At 29.7% G+C, this 21133-nt stretch carries 20 protein-coding genes; all 20 read left to right on the plus strand.

What is annotated here, in order from left to right; translation table 11 throughout:
• Nucleotides 1-50 precede the first annotated feature (50 nt).
• The 20 genes from abc-f to GKG01_RS03950 all read left to right on the plus strand — a co-directional run bounded on the left by abc-f (nt 51) and on the right by GKG01_RS03950 (nt 21086).
• Nucleotides 51-1964 (plus strand): ribosomal protection-like ABC-F family protein, encoded by a 1914-nt coding sequence (gene abc-f / locus GKG01_RS03855; RefSeq protein WP_154271555.1) that lies wholly within the window; start codon nt 51-53, stop codon nt 1962-1964.
• Nucleotides 1965-1975: 11 nt separating this feature from the next.
• On the plus strand, nt 1976-3283 hold the full coding sequence (locus GKG01_RS03860; protein ID WP_154271556.1) for an NCS2 family permease: 1308 nt from the start codon (nt 1976-1978) through the stop codon (nt 3281-3283).
• 253 nt (nt 3284-3536) lie between these two features.
• Nucleotides 3537-4181, plus strand: a complete 645-nt coding sequence (locus GKG01_RS03865) for a hypothetical protein (protein WP_094207442.1) — start codon at nt 3537-3539, stop codon at nt 4179-4181.
• Between the two features lie 150 nt (nt 4182-4331).
• Nucleotides 4332-5087, plus strand: a complete 756-nt coding sequence (locus GKG01_RS03870; RefSeq protein WP_035109100.1) for an acyl-CoA dehydratase activase — start codon at nt 4332-4334, stop codon at nt 5085-5087.
• Nucleotides 5087-5881, plus strand: a complete 795-nt coding sequence (locus GKG01_RS03875; RefSeq protein WP_154271557.1) for a 2-hydroxyacyl-CoA dehydratase family protein — start codon at nt 5087-5089, stop codon at nt 5879-5881. The genes GKG01_RS03870 and GKG01_RS03875 overlap by 1 nt, the downstream gene beginning before the upstream one ends.
• 11 nt (nt 5882-5892) lie before the next feature.
• Nucleotides 5893-7176: a double-cubane-cluster-containing anaerobic reductase gene (locus GKG01_RS03880; RefSeq protein ID WP_002837167.1), complete on the plus strand. Its 1284-nt coding sequence runs from the start codon at nt 5893-5895 to the stop codon at nt 7174-7176.
• On the plus strand, nt 7166-7429 hold the full coding sequence (locus tag GKG01_RS03885; protein ID WP_002835117.1) for a DUF3343 domain-containing protein: 264 nt from the start codon (nt 7166-7168) through the stop codon (nt 7427-7429). Before GKG01_RS03880 ends, GKG01_RS03885 begins: the two co-directional genes overlap by 11 nt.
• 97 nt (nt 7430-7526) lie before the next feature.
• Nucleotides 7527-8894, plus strand: a complete 1368-nt coding sequence (locus tag GKG01_RS03890) for a GTP pyrophosphokinase (RefSeq protein WP_102163702.1) — start codon at nt 7527-7529, stop codon at nt 8892-8894.
• Nucleotides 8884-9237: a holo-ACP synthase gene (gene acpS, locus GKG01_RS03895; RefSeq protein ID WP_154271558.1), complete on the plus strand. Its 354-nt coding sequence runs from the start codon at nt 8884-8886 to the stop codon at nt 9235-9237. Before GKG01_RS03890 ends, acpS begins: the two co-directional genes overlap by 11 nt.
• A 1-nt stretch (nt 9238) precedes the next feature.
• On the plus strand, nt 9239-10078 hold the full coding sequence (locus GKG01_RS03900) for an NAD(P)H-hydrate dehydratase (protein ID WP_154271559.1): 840 nt from the start codon (nt 9239-9241) through the stop codon (nt 10076-10078).
• Nucleotides 10078-11253: an alanine racemase gene (alr, locus tag GKG01_RS03905; RefSeq protein WP_154271560.1), complete on the plus strand. Its 1176-nt coding sequence runs from the start codon at nt 10078-10080 to the stop codon at nt 11251-11253. The genes GKG01_RS03900 and alr overlap by 1 nt, the downstream gene beginning before the upstream one ends.
• 109 nt (nt 11254-11362) lie before the next feature.
• Nucleotides 11363-11704 (plus strand): type II toxin-antitoxin system PemK/MazF family toxin, encoded by a 342-nt coding sequence (locus GKG01_RS03910; RefSeq protein WP_002835111.1) that lies wholly within the window; start codon nt 11363-11365, stop codon nt 11702-11704.
• A gap of 71 nt (nt 11705-11775) precedes the next feature.
• Nucleotides 11776-12861: a phage tail protein gene (locus GKG01_RS03915; RefSeq protein WP_154271561.1), complete on the plus strand. Its 1086-nt coding sequence runs from the start codon at nt 11776-11778 to the stop codon at nt 12859-12861.
• Between the two features lie 311 nt (nt 12862-13172).
• Complete coding sequence (locus GKG01_RS03920; RefSeq protein ID WP_154271562.1) at nt 13173-14456, plus strand: radical SAM protein; 1284 nt, start codon at nt 13173-13175, stop codon at nt 14454-14456.
• A gap of 51 nt (nt 14457-14507) precedes the next feature.
• Complete coding sequence (locus GKG01_RS03925; RefSeq protein ID WP_154271563.1) at nt 14508-14723, plus strand: hypothetical protein; 216 nt, start codon at nt 14508-14510, stop codon at nt 14721-14723.
• Nucleotides 14716-16182, plus strand: coding sequence for a hypothetical protein (locus GKG01_RS03930; protein WP_154271564.1), 1467 nt, complete (start codon nt 14716-14718; stop codon nt 16180-16182). Before GKG01_RS03925 ends, GKG01_RS03930 begins: the two co-directional genes overlap by 8 nt.
• A gap of 76 nt (nt 16183-16258) precedes the next feature.
• Nucleotides 16259-16450 (plus strand): hypothetical protein, encoded by a 192-nt coding sequence (locus GKG01_RS03935; RefSeq protein ID WP_154271565.1) that lies wholly within the window; start codon nt 16259-16261, stop codon nt 16448-16450.
• A 22-nt stretch (nt 16451-16472) separates the two neighbouring features.
• Entirely contained in the window at nt 16473-17900 is a 1428-nt protein-coding gene (locus GKG01_RS03940) for a S41 family peptidase (protein WP_154271566.1), read from the plus strand.
• Between the two features lie 16 nt (nt 17901-17916).
• The gene (locus GKG01_RS03945; protein ID WP_154271567.1) at nt 17917-19527 is read left to right on the plus strand and encodes an ABC transporter ATP-binding protein; all 1611 of its coding nucleotides are present in this window, start codon (nt 17917-17919) and stop codon (nt 19525-19527) included.
• Between the two features lie 287 nt (nt 19528-19814).
• The gene (locus GKG01_RS03950; RefSeq protein ID WP_154271568.1) at nt 19815-21086 is read left to right on the plus strand and encodes a radical SAM protein; all 1272 of its coding nucleotides are present in this window, start codon (nt 19815-19817) and stop codon (nt 21084-21086) included.
• Nucleotides 21087-21133 lie beyond the last annotated feature (47 nt).

Below are 21133 nucleotides of genomic sequence, written 5' to 3' on the forward strand. Positions count from 1 at the left end.
CAATTAACTCAGAATTGAGTTGATTGACTGTTTAGTTAGGAAGTGAAAAAATGATTCTAATAGGCGCAAAAGACATAGAAAAATCTTTCTTAGATAAAAGTATCTTAGAAAATGTTACTTTTAATATTAACGACAATGATAAAATTGGAATCATAGGAATAAATGGTGCTGGTAAATCCACTTTGTTTAATATTTTGACAGGAGAATTGTCTAAAGACGGTGGAGACTTGTTCATCAAAAATGATATGAAAATAGGATACTTGAAGCAACATAATTCATTCGATTCGACTAATACTTTGTACGAAGAATGCTTGAGCGTTTTTTCAGAAGTATTGAGATTGGAGAACAAACTTCGAGAATACGAAAATCAAATGAAGGATACCGAAGATTTGGAAGATTTGATGAACAAATACCACAGAGATTTGGAAAGATTTGAATCAATGGGAGGATATCTCTACGATTCTGAAATCAAAGGCACACTAAAAGGTTTGGGTTTTTCGGATGATGATTTGGATAAAAATGTCACTAATTTCAGTGGTGGTCAAAAATCTCGAATAATGCTCGCAAAACTTCTTCTACAAAAATGTGACGTATTGTTACTAGACGAGCCTACCAACCATTTGGATATCAAAGCTATCGAGTTTTTGGAAACTTTTCTGAAAAATTACAAGGGCGCTTGTGTGATAATTTCTCACGATAGATATTTCTTAGATGGAATTGTAAATAGGATTTTTCATATGGAAAATAGAACCATCAAAACGTACGAGACAGATTACACTGGTTTTATGAAACAGAGAAAAATCTATATGGATATCCAACGAAAGACTTACGAAAATCAACAACGTGAGTACAAAAGACAACTTGAAATCGTTGAAAAATATACAAGTACTGATAATGCGAAAAAGAATAAGCAAGGACAATCCAGAAAGAAACTGTTGGATAAAATGAAGCTTATGGATAAGCCAACGTATGATGATGGAACTTTTGGAATTAAATTCAAAATATCTTCACCAAGCGGCAAAGACGTGTTGATGGTTGAAGATTTGTCCAAAAAAATTGACGACAAGCTTATTTTTGAGAACTGTAACTTAGATATATATAAGGAAGAAAGAGTAGGACTTATTGGAGCAAATGGAGTTGGTAAAACGACTTTATTCAATATTATAACCAAAAAATTAAAACCAACTTCTGGAAAATTCAGATTAGGTTCCAATGTAAACATCGGATATTTTGACCAAGAACAGATGTATTTGAACGATAAAAACACAATTATAGATGAAATTTGGGACGAATATCCTAAAATGACTCACTACGAAATCAGAAGTGCTCTTGCTATTATGAATTTCGTGGGAGACGATATTTTCAAACTTATTGAAGATTTGAGTGGTGGAGAAAAGGCGCAAGTATCTTTACTGAAGTTGATGCTTTCAAAATCAAACTTTTTGTTACTGGACGAACCTACTAACCACTTGGACATTGACTCAAAGGAAAGTTTAGAAGATTCTCTGATAAATTACGAAGGTACTGTTTTTGTAATTAGCCACGATAGATACTTCTTAAACAGAGTTTGTGATAAAATCATTGTGTTGGAAAAAGACAAGGCGACAACATATCTTGGAAATTACGATTATTATCAAGAGAAAATCAATGATTTAAAAGTGGACAAAACAGAGGAAAGTTTGAACAAAACTGCCGCTGTAAAAGAAAAGAAAAAACAACGTGCTATCACTAATAATCTTAAAAAACTTAGAAAACAAATTGAAACGATTGAATCGAATATAGATAAAATTGACGAACGAATCAAAGAAATTGAAGATTTGTTCTGTCAAAATGATATTTACGATGATCCTCAAAAAATTCTTCAATTAAATGAAGAACTGGAACATCTTAACGCTGACAAAAATTCTTTGTATTCAGATTGGGAAGATAAACAATTGGAATACGAAGATTTTGATAAAAATTAAGGAGGGAAAACTTGGATTTTTTAGAAAAAAGATTTCGTCTATCTGAGAAGAAAACAGATGTAAAGACGGAATTAATGGCGGGATTTACTACATTTATGACTATGAGTTATATCTTGGCAGTCAATCCTCAAATGTTGAGTGAAACTGGAATGGACAAGGGTGGAGTTTTTACTGCTAGTGTAATTGCAAGTATTATTGCCATGGTTTGTATGGCTTTCTTAGCCAACTTGCCATTTGGTTTGGCACCAGGTATGGGACTTAATGCATTTTTTACATTTACAGTTGTTAAAACACTAGGCTATACTTGGCAATTTGCTTTGACTGCAGTATTTTTGGAAGGTATTGTATTTTTAATTCTTTCATTATTTAAAGTAAGAGAAATGATTTTTGATGCGATTCCAATTAATTTGAAAAAAGCAGTTAGCTGTGGAATTGGTCTTTTCATAGCGCTAGTTGGTTTGGTAAATTCAGGAATTATTTTACAAGGTGAAGGTACTGTTTTACAATTGGGAAATCTCTTGAGCAGAGAAAGCGTAGTATTTATTGTAGGATTATTCATTATCGCTTTACTTTTGGCTAGAGAAATCAAAGGTGCATTGATGTATGGGATTTTGGCTTCTACGATTTTAGCTTTAATTTTGGGAGTGTCAAAATACCAAGGCGGATCTCCAATAACATTGCCACCATCATTAGCTCCAGTAGCTTTTAAAATACAATTCGATAAAATATTTACTTTCGATATGTTCACTGTAGTATTCACATTCTTATTTGTAGATATTTTCGATACAGTAGGAACTTTAGTTGGAGTTAGTGCAAAAGCTGGTATGTTAGATGAACAAGGAAAATTAAAAGAAGCATCTCCTGCATTATTAGCAGACGCGATTGGAACAACAGCTGGAGCTCTACTTGGTACAAGTACAGTAACCACATTTGTTGAATCGGCATCAGGAGTTGCAGAAGGTGGAAGAACTGGTCTAACAGCTTTGTCAACAGCATTCTTTTTCTTCCTAAGCTTATTCTTGTTCCCTGTATTTGGCATGATTCCTGCACAAGCAACAGGACCTGCATTGGTAATCGTAGGATTATTTATGCTTAGCTCAATCAAAGAAATCGACTTTTACGATTATTCAGAAGCAATTCCTGCATTTATAACAATAATTGCGATGCCATTTTGTTATTCAATTGCAGAAGGAATTTCTTTTGGAATGATAAGCTACGTTTTAATAAAATTATTAGCAGGAAAAAGAAAAGATATTTCTATTTTGATGTATATCTTGGCAATAGTATTCGTTTTAAGAATAATTTGGCCTTTATTTTAAACATTAAGTAAAAATAGTAGTGCATGAAAAATGTGCTACTATTTTTTTGTCCAAAACTATTTCAAAATTTAAAATTAAGTGTTATACTTTTATTGTAAACGATAACATAATTACAGAGAATACATAGATTTATGAAATTAATTGTTATAAAATCAAATAATTTAGGCAATAAAAAGAAGAAAAATAAAATAAGGAGGTTATAAATATAAGTAAAACGTCTTCTTTTTAAAAATAAAATCAAAGGAGTAAAAATATGAAGAAATTTAGCAAAAAAATATTAATGCTTTTAATGGCAATCGTAGTTTTAGTAACACCTACTTTTACAGGCGCAGTAAGACAAGAAGTACACAACGATAGAAACTATAATTGGTACATAGATCAAGGAAACACTGGCTGGGCTAGTAACTCAAATTGTGGTCCATCTTCAAGTGTAATGGTCGAAAAATGGTTCAATAGAAATACAATTGCGACAGCAGCAGGAGCAAGAGATCGTTATCCTATGCAAGGTGGATGGTGGTCAACAAACACTGTATCACAATATTTGAATGATCAAAGAATTCCAAATCGTACAATTGTATACAATGGAGAAGATACTTTGACAGATATATTGGATAATGGAAATATTGCAATTGTTTGTGTGAATACTGGATTTATTTCATTTAATAATAACAACAATTCAAATATTGGTAGATTTTACAACTACCAAGGAGGACATTTCTTAGTTGTAAAAGGATACACTCATATCAATAATAGATTGTATTTTGAAGTTTACGATCCAAACAATTGGGGAGAAATGTACTTTAATGGACAACCAAAAGGAAAAGACAGATTATACGCTGCAAATGAATTGTCACAATCAATTTTTAGATGGTGGGGAAATATTATAGTAATAGGATAAGAATGAGAGCCTTGAAATTAATTTTTCAAGGCTTTTTTTAATTCACATTTTATTTATAGATTTTTCCTATAAGTAACGCTTGATTTATTGAATAATCCTATAAATCATAAAAAAGTTTTGTTTGATGTTATAATGAAGATGGTGATAAATATGTATTATGTAGGAATTGATATAGGTTCAACTGCTTCAAAGGTAGTTGTTTTAGATGATTCAAAAAAAGAAATTCTTTTCAAAAAAGTTATGCCAACGGGCTGGAGTTCTGTTGAAACAAGTAAAACTATAAAAGAATGGCTAGAATCAAATGGAGTAAACGAAGATAATAGTAAAGTTGTCGCTACAGGATACGGGAGAGTTTCTGTTCCATTTGCGGACAAAGTCGTTACAGAAATAACATGCCACGCAAAAGGCGCAAGTTTTTTCAACGATACTGATATGACTATTATCGACATTGGAGGACAAGATACAAAAGCCATAAGTTACAAAAATGGTATGGTAGAAGATTTCATAATGAATGATAAGTGTTCTGCTGGTACTGGGAAATTTTTGGAAGTAATGGCAAATCGTCTTGGTGTTGGACTGGACGAAATGTTTGATTTGGCAAGAACTGGAAAAGATGTCAAAATTTCTTCGATGTGTACGGTTTTTGCTGAAACAGAAATCATTTCATTAATTGGAAAAGGTACACCAAAAGAAGATATTGCATGTGGTGTAATTAATTCCATTATTAATAAAGTAAAGACTTTGGTTCACAGACTTCCTGCTACAGATTATTATTTCTTAACTGGAGGTTTTTCGGGGAATGATTATATGACAGAACACTTGTCACAACTTCTGTCGGCAACCGTAGAAACAAATGAAAACGCAAGATTTGCAGGAGCAATAGGAGCAGCAGTCTTGGCAAGATAATGGATTATTTAGATATTAGAAAAAACGCATATATTGATGCACTCACTTTGAGAGAATCAACAACTGTTGTTTCATTATGGGGCAGAGTTCCATGGGAAATTGTTGAGAGTTTTGGAGTTACAACAGTGTATTCTTATGGAATGGACAGAGAAGTCACAGAAGATTATACAGATAATAATTACTGTGATATGTTGAATTCTTCTTTTGCTTATTTGGAACTTGGAAAATGTCCTTTTATGTTTAGTTCATCGTTTTTCATAGTAGATGATAGTTGCAAAATTCGCTACGAAACTTTGAGAAAGAAAACTGACAAAGATGTTTTCGTGTACAAATACAGGGATTATAAATCTTTGATTGAGTATCTGGAAGACAAATTAGACAAAAAATTTGACGAAGAAAAATTTGACGAATTAATTGAAAAATCCAGAGAAATTTCATCTCTTATATTCAATCTCAGAAAATGCGATATTGATGAGAGAAGAATATACGAGGTGGAATATTTCTCAAAATTTATCTTCGACATCGACAAAAGAATAGAATTCATCAAAGAACATATAGATGATTCTTTTAGGGATAAATCATCTGTAAAACTTCAGGCAGCAGCTGGAGTGTACAAAAAATTTGATCAATTAATCAAAGAAGGCTATTTTTGTGAAGGCGAATATCACGATATTTTTACAAAAAAAGGGTTTGAATACATAGATGAAAAGTACAAGCAATTCGATTTCAAACCAGATTATGTGATACGTAACTGTAGCCAATTTGATTATGATGATAATGTAATTACTTACTAGGGGGTATAAAAATGGCAGATTACAGAAAAATGTGGGAAGATTTAGGAATGGATGTCGATCAACACGACGTTTTGTGTGAAGTTTTACCACAAGCATTTGGTGATGTATATTTATCACAAGAAAATAGACCAGAAAAAATGGATTATTTCAACATGGTTGTTGCAGAAATCCACGGGATTAGACCAGCTGAATTAATCGAATTCCAAAAAAACGGCGGAAAAGTTGTAGGAACATTCTGCATTCACGTTCCTGACGAAGTAGTATTTGGATGCGGAGCTATAAATACTGGTTTGTGCTCAGGATCTCAATTCTGGGTACCAGGTGGAGAAAAATATCTTCCAACTGCTACATGTCCACTAATCAAGGCATCTTTAGGTGCTAGATTTGAAAAAACTTGTCCATTCTTCAGACTTGCAGATTTATTCGTCGGAGAAACAACTTGCGACGGCAAGAAAAAAGCTTGGGAAATCATGTCAAAAGATGCTCCAATGTACATCTTTGATTTGCCACAAATGAAAAGAGACAAGGACGTTGAATTCTTTAAAGATGAAGTTTATAGATATATCGACAGAATCGAAGAATTAACTGGCAACAAATTAACTCCAGAATCTCTTCATGATGCAATTGTTTTAATCAACAACAAAAGACGTGCAATGCAAAGATTGTGGGAATTCCGTAAATTAGACAATGTTCCAATCAGCGGTAAAGACTGTTTATTGATTTCTCAAATCGCATTCTACGATGATCCAACTAGATTTGCACAAAAAGTTAATGAATTGTGTGATGAATTGGACAAGAGAAAAGAACAAAACGTAAGCGTATACAAAAAAGGCGCTACAAGATTAATGTTAACAGGAACTCCATTGTCTATTCCAAACTGGAAACTACACCACATCATTGAATCAAGTGGAGCAGCTGTTGTATGTGAAGAAATGTGTACAGGTTCAAGATATTTCGAATTAACTGTAGATGAATCCGGCAAAACTATGGACGAAATGGTTGATCACTTAACAGACAGATACATGAAAGGTATTAACTGCGCATGTTACACTCCAAACACTGAAAGAGTTGACGACATCATCAGACTTGCAAAAGAATACAACGTTGATGGTGTAATCGACGTTAACCTAAAATTCTGTAACATTTACGATACAGAAGGTCACATTGTAGAAAAAGAACTTAAAGATCACAACATTCCGGTATTGGGAATTGAAACTGATTATACTGACGAAGACAGTGAACAATTGAAGACGAGAATTGAAGCCTTCGTTGAAATGATTGAAAATGGCAGATAAAATGAACTACATCTTGTTCAAAGATGTGGCAAATGGACAAAAACTTTACGATTTAATCAAAGAAAATTCTATTAAAGCTACGATTGCACCGACTCCAAGAGTTTTAGATGTGTGTTGTGGGATTTCTATATTGTACGATAACTTGGAAGACAAACCAAAAATAGAAAAAATCATAGAAGAAAACAACATCGAAATCAAGGGCTTTCACGAAATAGAACGAGACATTAATCCTAACAGGATGAAGTTTCTGTAAATTGTAAAATCAAAAGAGCACACGCAGTGCTCTTTTTTGATGCTTGTGAAATGCTTAAATATGGTAAAATAATAGTAGCAATAAAAAGGAGAATAAAATGAGAGCTGGAATTTTTCAATTTATGAATGATGCTGTTAAATTAATTAATAGTCGTTACAAATTCATAAACTTTGTTGCAGAAGAAACAAAAGAGTTTTTTAGTAAAGTTTTTGAAACGAACGAAGATGTTATTAATATTAACGCACGTGTAAAAAAAGAAGACAGCATCAAAGAAAAAATACTAAAACAAAATTATTATATAAAATGTAAAGACGTAGAGGAAGTGTTCAATCTATTTCCAGATTTGATTGGAGTTAGAATAGAATGTCGTTTCAACGAAAATGAAAAAGATTTGTACGAATATTTGAAAAGACTTTTTTATTACAAAGATGAAGACGGCTATTATTATTCTAAGTATGATATGAGAATCAGACTTAACCTGGATCAACCACAACCACAAAAACAAAAAAACGGGTTCGAAATTTATAAAATCGACGCTATTTTCGTGGAAAATGACGATATGAAAATCAATTTCGAAGTGCAAATTAAATCCATGGTTAATGTGTTCTGGGGAGAGGTAGATCATTCGATTTTGTACAAAAATTCAAACTACGTTATGACAGAAGATTTGATACGTGATGTAATGTATTCAATCAAAAACAATCTTACAATTATCGACAAACAACTCAACAGTGTTTACAAAAAAATGATGACAGTAGAATCCAACGAAGATGATGCTACAAGACAACAATTTAAAAGCATCATAACAAAAATGATTCACGATGGATACATGCTTAAATTAAAATACAATTTAGGTTTTGTAATAGATATGAGAAATATTGCAAATGTAGTAAGCGATTATTTGTTTTCAATAATGGATGTTTTGGAGAAAAAACAATACGAAGAAAGATTGATCGACATATTAAACAAAGTCAATGCCATAAGTAACAAGCCAATTAGTTTTGGTGAATTGTATGATTTTTCGGATATGGAATTTGGAGATTACATTCACACTTCATTTGCACAGGGACTTAACAGCAGATTGGACAAGGACTTCAACTGGAATTTCTGTTTGTCGATATTATTTGCCCTTGATGACAGAGAAAACAACGAGATTTTTATGGATTTTGTGTATTATGTGATATATTCCATAAAAAAAGTCATCGAAAAAGAAATCAGCAACTGCAACATCAACCAAACTTACCAAGATATTTTGACGGATAAATTAATGAAAGAAAGCATAAAATATTTGTCGGAATCATATAATATTAATAATTTTTCACAAAATTCATTCGAAATAATAGGAGAAATCGTAGAAGAATTCGTAAAAGATGTGGAAAGCGTGGAAGACATTGAAAAACTAGACTTTTTAGCATTGAGAAACAAATTCTTGGAAAAATTTGAAGGAATCAAAAATGAAGATTAGATGTGGAACTGATATTCTAAGAGTTTCACGAATTGAAAACATAAAAAATCTGGATAAATTTATGCGAAAAGTCTTTACTGAACGAGAAATTTCATACATTGAATCGAAAAATCGTAATTATGAGACGATTACAGGGATGTTTTGTATGAAAGAAGCAGTGTCAAAAGCTTTGAAGACTGGAATTGGTAAAATGAGTTTTATGGATGTGGAGTCTATACATGATGACGGTTTAGTTGTAAAATTAAATACAGATAAATTTCCAAAAGTTTTAGATATTGATGCATCCATTTCTCACGATAAAGAATACGCAATAGCAATGTGCGTATTGATGTTGGAGGATTAAAATGGATTTTACAATAAAAAAACGCGACCCTTTTTCCAATAAAGGAAACTACGGAAGAGTCTGCATAGTTGGTGGTTCGAACGGAATGTGTGGTAGCGTCTACTTGGCTAGCATGGCAGCACTTCGTTGTGGTAGTGGATTGGTTTACACAATTGTCCCTGAAATTATCTCGGAAATCATGCAAATTAAATCCGTTGAGAATATAATACTTCCACTTGAATGTGACGACAAAAAATTGAGTAATAATTCTATTTCTCAAGTTTTAGAATATATTTCTAATAAAAACTGTGTCGCAATTGGTTGTGGCATGGGAAAAGATGAATTAAATTACGAATTGATAAAATCCGTACTCAAAAACTTCCATAAACCAGTGTTGATAGATGCAGATGGATTAAACTCAATAAAAGATTTCGGTGAACTAGAATTTGAAGATTATTCAGTTGCCATAACTCCACATCCATTGGAATTTAGTAGACTTTCGGGATTGGATGTAGAATATATCAATCAAAACAGAGAAAAAGTTGCTACGGATTTTTCAAAAAAACACAAATGTATAGTAGTTCTCAAAGGTCATCACACAATCGTCGCAAGAAATGATGAAATTTATGTAAACAATACTGGAAACGCTGGAATGGCAACAGCTGGAAGTGGGGATTGTTTGTCTGGAATTATTGCAAGTTTTATACACAACACAGATGTGTTCGAGGCTTGTAAATTGGGAGTGTATATTCACGGACTAGCTGGAGATTTTGCAAAACAAAAAATAGGAGAGGACAGCATTATTGCATCGGATATTATTAGAAATTTACCGGAGGCGATTAATGCTTGTAAGGAGAAATAATGTTTAAATATCAAAGTTATTTGAAGGTTGATTTGGACAAATTAAAACACAATTACAAAGAAATCAAAAACATAAGCAATTTAGTCAAAATGTGTGCCGTAGTTAAGGCCAATGCTTATGGACAAGGCGCAGCATTTATTACAAAAGAATTGGAATATTTGGGAATAGATTACTTTGCAGTGTCCAATATAAATGAAGCCTTGGAACTTCGCAAAAATGGAATATTCAAACCAATTATGATTTTAGGATACATTTCCAATGAAAACATTGAAGTCGCCATCAAAAACAATATCGAATTAACAGTTTACGATTATGAAACTGCAGTTGAAATCAACAACGTTGCTAAAAGTTTGAACAAAATATGCAAAGTTCACATCAAAATCGACACAGGAATGACAAGATTAGGATTTCAAATTAGACTTGACAAAGATAAATGCTTGGAAGAAATATTCAAAATTTATAAAATGGATAATGTAGTGTTGCAAGGAATTTACAGTCATTTTTCAGATGCTGATAGCGAAGATTATTCCTATACCAAAGAACAATACAATACATACATTGGTTTTATGATTGATGTGGAAAACAGAGGAATTACTGTTCCAATAAAACACATAGCAAATGATGCTGGAGCGATAATTCACGGATATTTCTTGGATATGATAAGATGCGGAATTGGACTTTACGGATATCATGCATCAGATTATGTAAGAGAAAATTCTAGGTTAAATCTGGAAGAAATATCTTCGCTTTACACAACAGTGTCAATGATTAAAACAGTTCCAAAAGGAACAGACATCGGATACGGAAGAACATTCACGACAAACTCTGAAACAGTAGTTGCAACAGCTACAATAGGTTATGCTGACGGTTATCCTTTGGAATTATCCAACAAAGCTTATGTGATTATCAACGGCAAAAAAGCAAAAATTTTGGGAAAAGTCTGCATGGATCAAATTATGATAGATGTATCTTTCATTAGAGATGTAAAAGTTGGCGACAAAGTTTTGTTATTCGGAAAAGATGACATGGGAGAAATATCATTGTATGATTTGGCAGAAATGGCAAACACAAATGTCTATGAGCTTTTGTGTAGAGTTACAATGAGAATTCCTAGAATTTATACTAGAAATGGAAAAGTCGTAGAAGTGTGCGACTATTTACAAAAAATCAACTAATCTTAGCCCAGCTTTTAAGTTGGGCAAGTTTATTATATTGATTTCTTGAAGTGTTTTGGATATAATAAAAATAGTTCTTAAAATAGCGAAGAGTTTATAGGGTGAGTTTATGAAAGTAAAAAGAGGAGACATATTTTACGCAGACTTAAGCCCTGTTGTTGGATCTGAGCAGGGTGGTGTAAGACCTGTCGTTGTTGTTCAAAATGATGTGGGAAACAAATACAGTCCAACCGTAGTCATAGCAGCTATTACTTCACAAATAAATAAAGCGAAATTACCAACACATGTTGCAATAGAACGATCCAAGTACGGTTTACCGAAAAATTCAGTTATTTTAGCTGAACAAATAAGAACTATTGATAAAAAAAGGCTTCGTGAAAAAGTAGGTAGCTTTGACGATAGAGTTCTGATAAAGTTGGATGAAGCTTTAAAAATATCTGTGGGTATATAATCTAAACTACATATTTTATAAAAAAGTTATCAAATTTGATTTGGTAGCTTTTTTTGTATATAATTTAAGCTATGGAAAATTACGATATTTTTAGATTAAATAACTTTTTAATATACAAAAAAACAGGAACAGATGGACTAAGCATCTACGATTGGAACAAGAAAAAATTCGCATTCAAAAACGAAAATAGCGAACAAGAACTTCTTAAAATTAACGACATATACATCAACGACAGAAATAGTGACATCGAACTTATCGACCTAGTGGAACGTGAACAAGAAAATTCATTTTCTTCAGTTGTGAATTACTACAGCGATATGAGCGAAGTACAACTTCACAAAAAGACGATATTATATCTTATCAAAGACAAAGATTTTGATATGTTACAAGATTTGTTCGACAAAATCGAAGATGATCAATCATATTCTTATCTATTCGTATACGCAATCAAAAAACTCATACAATATGGGAATAGTCCATCATTATTAAAAGGAAAAATCCAATTAACAGAAGAAAACCAAGAAATAGTCACAACCTTATCGATAAGCATGATATCAGATGCACTGTTAAAATATTTTGATTATTTCAAAAAATTCTTCATATTTGCACCTAATTACGTGTTCACAATAGATGTCAGAACATATATACTTATGAATTACATGACTAAATTCATAGCAAAATGGAGAGAGTTTCTATACAAATACTCAAAAGTCGACGACAAAGAATCCACATTCAAATTAATCAACGATTACGTAATCATGCTTTCACAAAGCTTGGACAATGATAATTACTCAATTGAAATGGAAAAAGAAATCATATCAGAAACCAAGAAATATTTGAACGAAGAAGATTATACGAATGTGTTCAAAAACTTGTCATCAATACATGATTCGTATTATTTTATACTATTCGTAGAAGAACTTATCAAACAAGACAAAGACAAAACATTTGAAAAAGTGTGGGAAATTTATCGAAAGAGATTAAAAAGCACATACAAAGACAAAAAATACATGAATATAGTTATGGAAATCAAATCATTCGAAGCTAGAAACGATGATTTGTACCAATATTTGAAGAAAAACATAGAGAAAACATTCAAAAAAAGAACAAAGCTATTAGAAATATTAAAATTCGTAGATAAATTGGATTTTAAATAAAATATTAGAGCAATCTTACAGGGACATTTATAAAAATATGTTCCTTTTTTTATGTCACAATATAAATTCAAAAAAACATTAATTTGTATTACAAAAAAAACAATTACTTATAGATTTTTCAAATAAATGAAATTAATAAGCAAACATTGATGAAATAGATATTAAAGCGAGAAAAACGATAATAAATATTATTAATATTACAATAAATAAGATAAATACCGATCATTTATTAGAAAATCAAATAAATAAATCATTGACAATATAATATTTTTAATTTATTATAAGGTTATAAAAATAATGAAGGGGGAAATATGAAGAAATCAAAATATAACTTTTTATTAAAAGTTGATGAAAACGTTGCGATATATAATTCGTATTCTAATTCATTGGCATTATTAGACAGCGATGATATTGAAATGTATGAAAAAATCGAAGAGAGAAAAGAATTACCAAAGGAATTTCAAGAACTCAAAGATATGAATTTTGTATTAGATGATGATGACGATGAATTATCTAAAATTAAATATGAATTGCTTAGTTCAAGATTTAATAACTCTAATTTATCATTAACAATAGCACCAACTCTTGCTTGTAACTTTAATTGTTCATATTGTTATGAGAAAAATGCAGAAAATAAAAAGTCAATGAATGAATCAACGGAGAATTCCATAATAGAATTTATTTCTGAGCAAATTGAAAGATTAAATACTCTATCCATATCATGGTATGGGGGAGAACCTTTGCTTGAATTTGATAGCATAAAAAGACTTTCAGATAAAATAATAAAAATGTGTGATGAACATAATGTCATGTATACAGCCTTTATAGTTACAAACGGATATCTATTAACCAGAGAAATAGTCGAACAATTTAATAGTTTAAAGATAAATAGTATTCAAGTTACATTAGATGGATCAAAGGAATGGCATGATAAAAAAAGAATTCTACATAATGGAAACGGAACTTATGAAATTATTTTAAAAAATTTAAAAGATAGCTACGAATTTTTACCAATAACACATATAAGAATTAACTTAGATAATGATAATAAAAATTCTTACAATCAAGTAATTGATGATATGAAAAAATTTGATAAAGAAAATAAAATATTAATCTACATAGCACCAGTAGAAAATGACAACGATTCTTATGAGGATTGTCATTGTATCCAAAAAAAAGAGTTTTTTGAAAAGATTCTAGAATTTCATGAAACTTACGGTGAAGATACCTTGCTATATCAATATCCATACAAAATAACAAATTTTTGTGGAGCTGATGCTGTAAATTCATTGGTGATTAATAGTAATGGAGATTTATATAAGTGCTGGTCAGATATTGGATTCGTAGACAGAAAAATAGGAAATATAAACGATAATTCTAATGGAAACACTAATATGTATTATGATTATATGCTATATGATCCTACTGAAGATGAAAAATGTAAGGATTGTAAATTATTACCTTTTTGCATGGGAGGATGTCCTTATCAAAGAGTAGTAAATAACAAGAAGGCATGTAATAGATTCAAAGATAATATGGAAGATTTTATGAAGAAAATTGTCAGAATAAGATTAAAACAGGTAGCTGGAGAATAATATTCTCTAAATATAAATTTGCCGAAATGGCATAAATTCAAGGAGGAAAATATGAAAGTATTAATGGATGGAAGAAATCACGGAGCAGGAACAAACAGTAGTAGTCCTTGTGCAACAGCTGGAGGAGGATGTAATATAAACAAAGGTGGTTGTGTTGGTAACAGTCCTTGTGGTTCAAATGGTTGCGGAAATATTTATATACCGATATCATTTTGCTGGACAGTTAAGGTATCTGGATATAATCCGAAAAACAGTTTAAATGTTTAAAAGATTTATTAAAAATTTAGTAGTAGTTATGATAATTATCATAACTACTACTGGATTTACATATTCAAATAACATAGAAGACACACCTGATTATATAAAAGAAGATCTTTTAGAAAATGTTAACTTAAAAGATAAAATTCATGTTAATTTAAATACTAAAATATCACAAGAAGAGTATGAAACTACAATAAAAGACGTAGAAAATTTTTTGAAAGAAAATCATGTAATTTTTAATAATACATCCAGAGAAGAATTTTCAAAAGAATGTGACAAATTTATTAAAGATAAAAAAGAACATACAATTGTAGATACCGTACTAGATTTAAATGTACTGGCTTCGAGTTTAAAACAAGGACATCTTGGATTTCGTTCAGGATTTTTTACTGAACAATTGCCAATTGATTTAATTATGTTCAACGATGGCTACTACATAAAAAAATGTGCCGAAGAAGACAATGATATGTTAGGAAGCAAACTTTTAGCAATAAATAATACTCCAATTGAAGAAGTAGAAGATAAAGTATCAAAATATTTTCTAGGTGAAAACAAGAATATTTCAAGAGTATTTGCAACTGAAAACATTAAAATAGTTGATAACTTAAAGCGCGAAAATATAGTGGATGGCAATGAAATAACCCTTAAACTTGAAAAAAACGGAAAAATATTCTATAAAAATTTAATACCAATTAAACATCAAAACTGGGAATTTGGAAAAATAAATTCTAGTTATACAGATTTTTACTTTTTTAATGTGAATAAAATATTAAACATAGCTAAAGATCCAAACTTCGCTAGTATCAAGCCATTAAATAAAACAAATTATACTGAAAGAAATTTTTACTCTGAAGCGAAGAATAAAGACTTAGTAATTTATTACAATTCATGTTACGAGAATCCAGAATATATAACATATAATTTTACTAAAGAAATAAATGAAAAATTATATAAAAACAAACCTTCTAAAATAGTCATTGATTTGAGATTTAATACTGGAGGCTTTCTTAAAAATTATCTTAGCATATTAAAAGAAATTGGGTTATATCAAATAAAAAATCCAAATACACAGGTAAAAGTATTGATAAGTAATAAATCTTATTCCGCAGCTGGATTTGCAACAATAGAAACAATGAGAAAGCTGGACAATGTTGAAATAATAGGTAGTGATTCGGGATTTACAATTAAAACTACAACAGGAGTTGATAGTTTATTATATATTAAAAATTTAAAAGTGTATTGCCAGTATGCAAGAGTTTTACTATTTCAAAATTATGAAAGGGAAGATGTATTTAATCATAATTACAAAAACTATGATTATGAAGGTGATATGCTTACACCAGATTTCCACGCAGAGCAATCATTTGCGGATTACATGATAGGAAATGATCCGGCTATGAATTATGCATTGAGAGATGAAGGAGACAATTCGTTATTTAATAAAATGAAGTCTATTATTGATTAATTAAAACAGGTAGTTTGAGAATAATATTCTCTAAAAATAAATCTGCTGAAATGGCATAAAATTCAAGGAGGAAAATATGAAAGTATTAATGGACGGAAGGAATCACGGAGCAGGAGCAAGTGGAAGTGGAGTTTGTAGCATAAACGAAGCTTCTTGTTGGAATAAATATTGCACCTGTTTTGGAGCTTTAGTATGCATCACAGATTTTTGTAAATGGTACATTAATATTAAAAGTAATGGACATGTTACAAAGTCAGATATTAAGTAAAATAATAAAGTTAGTTGTGGTTATGATTTTTTTTATAACCACTACTAGTTTTGTTAGACAGGATGAAATTATAACAATTAGTAATCAAGACTTCATTGATTATATCAACACAAGCAATGTTGAGAAATATGATTCGCATAAAATTGACGGCACTGAACCAATAAGTTCTTATAAATACAAAAAACAGGTAATGGATATAAGAGATTTTATGGAAGATAATCATGCTTTTTATGATAAAGCAAATATAGATGAAATTACAAATTCATACAATGAATTATTAACAGACACTAAAAATAAAACTGTCTTGGATTTAAATATAGAGTTAATGAGAATAATCTCAAACTATAGACAAGGTCATGTTTCTGTCCTTCCAATAGATGTGAAAAAATCTGCAGTTTTTATAGATGAATTCAATGGGAAATACTACATAGTAGGTACTAATGAACAGTTTAATAACTTATTAGGTTCAGAAGTCATAAGTATAAACAATATTAAAACAAAAGATATTGTTAATAAACTAGAACCTTATGCTAATGGTGAAAATAAAAGCTTCAAACTTCGTAGACAAAATTCTTACTTAAATTCTTACGATATCTTGAAAAGAGAAAATGTTGTAACAGAAAAACAAAATATTTATGAATTAAAAACAGGAGATAAAATTATAAAAGTAGATATACCATTTGTTAAGTTAGATGATTTAATAGTAAGTAAATTAAAGATAAATGGGAGAAAAACAGATATGTTACAATATGAAAGAAAAAGAATTAGTAACAAGAATAATGCTTCAATAAAACCATTATCATATCCTGTTGATGTAAGCAAATTATACTATATTGAAACAGAAGGTGACAATTTGATTATTAGGTATAATTCCTGCACAGAAAACGAAAACTATAATATTGAAAAATTCACCAAGGATGTCTGTGACAAATTAGATAGTAATATATTTTCAAATATAATCATAGATTTAAGATATAACTCCGGAGGAGATTCCTCATATATCTTCAATATTTTTAGTAAGATGATGGCATATCAGGGGGCAAATCCTAAAACTAAAATAAAAGTTCTAGTAAGCGATGGAACTTACTCTGCTGCAGGAGACTGCGCTTTGCTATTTGTAAAGAATTTTCATAACGTTGAAGTAATTGGTACAGATAGTGGATTTCCAGTATTAACATATGCTGGAAATGTTAATATGTTTTATACTAAAGATACTTATTTTCAAATATCTTACTGTATGAAGGTTTTTAGAGAACACTATGAAAATGTCGATTCGTATTTATTTAATTATATGAACTTTGATTTTGACAAGAATACAATGACACCAGACTTCCACGCAGAGCAATCTTTTGCAGATTACATGATAGGGAATGATCCAGCGATGAATTATGCATTGAGAGATGAAGGCAATAATTCCTTGTTTGATAAAATAAAGGGAATATTTAATTAGACAATTAGGAGAAAATATGATAAAAATACTAAGAAAAACATATAATTATTGTAAACCAAATAAAGTTCATTTGTTTCTTTATTATTTTATATCCTGTTGTTCTACATTAGTAGGTATTCTCACTCCATATATTACAGGTAATTTTATTGATATATTATCTAATAAAACAGCGACTAAAGAAAACATATACATTTATTGTTTTTGGGTAGCTGTTCTTGGAATTGTAAGTATAGTATTTGGATTCATAACTGAGAGGCTTTATTTAAAAATCCAAGTTAATTCAGCCTTTAAAATGACTAAAATGATGATTGAAAAAGTTCATAATATAAATTACTTACTTATATCAAAATTTGATGCAAGTTATTTGATAGATAGAATGAATAGTGACACTAATGAAATAATTATATTTTCATTGACAAGTGTAAGAAACATATTAACTCAGATTTTGTCGGTAGTATTATCGTTCATACTTGTATTTGCTTTTAGTAAATTGATTGCTTATATTTTAATTTTAGCAAGTTTTCTATATTTAATCACATACAAGTTAATGAAAAACAAAGTTTATGAGAGCAATTATAAAGTTATAGAAACCAGATCAAAATTCTTTTCTAACAGTTATAAGCAAGTAGAAGATGTGAAAACAGTAAAATTATATGGATTAACAGAAGTTTTGAAAAAATCATATTCAAATATATTTTCAAATTTATTTGGGAAAATTTTGGATAACCAAGTAATAACATACATTTACTCATCAATGGATAGTATAATATCCATACTTACTAGGACATTTATATTTGTAATAGGTGGAATAAAAGTAATAAAAGGGCAAATGACTATAGGACAGTTCACAATAGTTTTGCTATTGTTCAATAATATATTAGATTCTGTAAGTTTTGCATTTAATCTTGGTGAATCATATCAAAAAGCTAAAACTGTTGATAAAAGAATAGATGAAGTATTAAATATGAAAGTGGATAGATTTGGTAAAGTACAATTAAACCATATAGATTCTATAACTTTAAAAGATATTAGTTTTTCTTATGTGGAAAATGAAAAAATAGTTGATGATTTTAGCTATAAATTTGAAAAGTCAAATATCTACACGATAGTTGGAAATAATGGAGCAGGGAAAAGTACACTCATCAATCTAATTCTAGGATTATTTGGTGATGAGTACCAAGGAAATGTATATTACAATGATGTGAATTTGAAGAATTTGGATATCAACAATCTTAGAACTAAGAACATATCCATAACTACACAATATGCTGAAATAATTAACTTCTTGGAAGATATAGAAAAATTTAATTCATTTAATATATCAAATGATTTGATTAATGTATTGGAATTAAATAAGCTTATTAGCATAGAAAATAATAAACCAAAGTTGCAAAAAACAAAAGATTTTTCAGGAGGAGAAAAATACAAGTTATCTTTGCTTATAGCTTTATCAAAAGATTATGATGTGATTATTTTAGATGAACCTTCTGCAATGCTTGACAAAGAAAGTACAAATAACTTATTAAATTATCTTCAACAAATAAAAAATGATAAGATAATTATAATGATTTCACATGATATCAGATTAATCGATGTTAGTGATGAGGTTGTGAGATTGTCAAAGTAAATTATAATAATAACAGATAAATTAAAAATGCGATATATTCACATCAAAGTAAACTGGATATATAATCAAAAAAAATAGTAAAAAAATAAATAGCATTGTATTGTTTTTCTATTAACGATAAATTGTTGAGTTAGCATGTTAATGAAAACTATCGCTACGATGATAGATGCCTATAGGTTATCCCTAGAAAACACTGAATCTTAGAGAAGATTGCATCAAACCTAAAAGAATAAGATATGATCTTATGACAAATAAAAACAATTAATTACAAAACACAAGGAGAAGAGATGAAGGAATCAAAATACAATTTTATTTTTAAAGATGGAGAAGATAATATATTATATAATTCGTTGACAGGAGCTATAGCACAAATAAACGATAAAGAAAGAAAGCTTATTGAAAGGCGAATGTTTTCTGATTTGGAAGATATAGATGATTATATTAAAGAAGGATTTTTTATAAATGATGAGATAGATGAAGTAGAATTGATTAGACATAATATGCTATGTTCTAAATTTAATACTGATAAATTATCTATAATTATCGCGCCTACTATGGGGTGTAACTTTAATTGTTCATATTGCTTCGAAAACGACATCAGATCAAATGCAATAATAAATGATAAAGTAATTAAATCAATTTATGATTTTGTTGATAGTAAAATAAATACAATTTCAGAACTTAATATCACATGGTATGGCGGAGAACCATTACTCCAAATAAATAAAATTGTAGAAATGTCTGAGTTTTTTCTGAAACTTTGTCATGAAAATAATGTGTTATACTATTCTACTATGATAACAAACGGATTTCTATTAAATGATGAGAATTCGATAAAGCTAAGAAGATGTAATATAAATACCATTCAGATAACACTAGATGGAAATGAAAAAACGCATGATATGCAAAGAAGATTAAAGCCAAATCGTCCTACATATAAAAAAATAATTGCTAATATAAAAGAAAATATTGATAATTTACCAAATATTTCCATAAGAATTAATATGACTAAGAATAATATTGATAGTTTTTACGATATTGTAGATGAAATAGGAAATTTTGATAAGAAAATAAGCATATACCTTGCTAAAGTTGAAGATTATAATTGTACTTGTAATGAAGACACTTACTTAACAAATGAAGAATTTCTTGAAGAAAAAATAAAGTTTATACAATATTACAAAAATAGAGACATAGACAATATGTATCCAAAGGAAACCCCATACTATTGTTCAGCGCAGTCAATTAATTCAGTGGTTATAGATAGTGAAGGGTATCTGTACAAGTGTTTTGTAGATATAGGATATATCAAAAGATCTTATGGCAATATATTAAACATATCAAAAATAGATATCAAAAACATGTTAAATTATTTGAAATTCGATCCAACATATGATGAAGTATGTAAAAACTGCAAGTACTTGCCATTATGTATGGGGGGATGTCCATATAAGAGAAATATTAATAAACAAGAAAATTGTATTTATTTCAAAGGCTATATAGATAAGTTATTAATTAACTTAATTAATATAGAAATTAATAGAAAGAAGGTGATTTAGAAAAATATCGAAAACGAATTAGCCGATGTAGGTTGTGTGATATAGTA

The organism is Finegoldia sp. BIOML-A4 (genome assembly GCF_009679635.1).
Lineage (GTDB): Bacteria > Bacillota > Clostridia > Tissierellales > Peptoniphilaceae > Finegoldia > Finegoldia magna.

What these genes read in the sequence shown, in the direction of transcription:
- abc-f (WP_154271555.1), top strand. Translation starts at nt 51, where the DNA reads ATGATTCTAATAGGCGCAAAAGACATAGAAAAATCTTTCTTAGATAAA.
- GKG01_RS03865 (WP_094207442.1), top strand. Translation starts at nt 3,537, where the DNA reads ATGAAGAAATTTAGCAAAAAAATATTAATGCTTTTAATGGCAATCGTA.
- GKG01_RS03870 (WP_035109100.1), top strand. Translation starts at nt 4,332, where the DNA reads ATGTATTATGTAGGAATTGATATAGGTTCAACTGCTTCAAAGGTAGTT.
- GKG01_RS03875 (WP_154271557.1), top strand. Translation starts at nt 5,087, where the DNA reads ATGGATTATTTAGATATTAGAAAAAACGCATATATTGATGCACTCACT.
- GKG01_RS03880 (WP_002837167.1), top strand. Translation starts at nt 5,893, where the DNA reads ATGGCAGATTACAGAAAAATGTGGGAAGATTTAGGAATGGATGTCGAT.
- GKG01_RS03885 (WP_002835117.1), top strand. Translation starts at nt 7,166, where the DNA reads ATGGCAGATAAAATGAACTACATCTTGTTCAAAGATGTGGCAAATGGA.
- GKG01_RS03890 (WP_102163702.1), top strand. Translation starts at nt 7,527, where the DNA reads ATGAGAGCTGGAATTTTTCAATTTATGAATGATGCTGTTAAATTAATT.
- acpS (WP_154271558.1), top strand. Translation starts at nt 8,884, where the DNA reads ATGAAGATTAGATGTGGAACTGATATTCTAAGAGTTTCACGAATTGAA.
- GKG01_RS03900 (WP_154271559.1), top strand. Translation starts at nt 9,239, where the DNA reads ATGGATTTTACAATAAAAAAACGCGACCCTTTTTCCAATAAAGGAAAC.
- alr (WP_154271560.1), top strand. Translation starts at nt 10,078, where the DNA reads ATGTTTAAATATCAAAGTTATTTGAAGGTTGATTTGGACAAATTAAAA.
- GKG01_RS03910 (WP_002835111.1), top strand. Translation starts at nt 11,363, where the DNA reads ATGAAAGTAAAAAGAGGAGACATATTTTACGCAGACTTAAGCCCTGTT.
- GKG01_RS03915 (WP_154271561.1), top strand. Translation starts at nt 11,776, where the DNA reads ATGGAAAATTACGATATTTTTAGATTAAATAACTTTTTAATATACAAA.
- GKG01_RS03920 (WP_154271562.1), top strand. Translation starts at nt 13,173, where the DNA reads ATGAAGAAATCAAAATATAACTTTTTATTAAAAGTTGATGAAAACGTT.
- GKG01_RS03925 (WP_154271563.1), top strand. Translation starts at nt 14,508, where the DNA reads ATGAAAGTATTAATGGATGGAAGAAATCACGGAGCAGGAACAAACAGT.
- GKG01_RS03930 (WP_154271564.1), top strand. Translation starts at nt 14,716, where the DNA reads ATGTTTAAAAGATTTATTAAAAATTTAGTAGTAGTTATGATAATTATC.
- GKG01_RS03935 (WP_154271565.1), top strand. Translation starts at nt 16,259, where the DNA reads ATGAAAGTATTAATGGACGGAAGGAATCACGGAGCAGGAGCAAGTGGA.
- GKG01_RS03940 (WP_154271566.1), top strand. Translation starts at nt 16,473, where the DNA reads ATGATTTTTTTTATAACCACTACTAGTTTTGTTAGACAGGATGAAATT.
- GKG01_RS03945 (WP_154271567.1), top strand. Translation starts at nt 17,917, where the DNA reads ATGATAAAAATACTAAGAAAAACATATAATTATTGTAAACCAAATAAA.
- GKG01_RS03950 (WP_154271568.1), top strand. Translation starts at nt 19,815, where the DNA reads ATGAAGGAATCAAAATACAATTTTATTTTTAAAGATGGAGAAGATAAT.